The 273-nt window shown below is 49.8% G+C and carries 1 protein-coding gene; it reads left to right on the forward strand.

Annotated features, from left to right (window positions below):
• Positions 1–273, forward strand: a 273-nt coding sequence (locus P8629_RS11840) for a tRNA-dihydrouridine synthase (RefSeq protein ID WP_278166320.1), incomplete at both ends; no start/stop codon positions are given.

A 273-nucleotide genomic window follows, 5' to 3' on the forward strand; every position in this document is an offset into this window, starting at 1 on the left:
CCCAATGGAGGGCGTTCTTGACCACTTGATGCGTCAAATGCTCACCGAAATCAATGATTACGATTTTTGCGTCACCGAATTTGTTCGCGTGGTCAATTTGCTCCTACCGGATCATGTTTTCTATCGTCTTTGTCCAGAGCTTAAACACGCTTCACGCACTCAATCCGGCACCCCAATCAAAGTCCAGCTTTTAGGCCAAGAGCCACAATGGATGGCAGAAAACGCCGTGCGCGCCGCAGAATTGGGCGCCTATGGCGTTGATCTCAATTTTGG

It is taken from the genome of Hydrogenovibrio sp. 3SP14C1 (assembly GCF_029625905.1).
GTDB lineage: Bacteria > Pseudomonadota > Gammaproteobacteria > Thiomicrospirales > Thiomicrospiraceae > Hydrogenovibrio.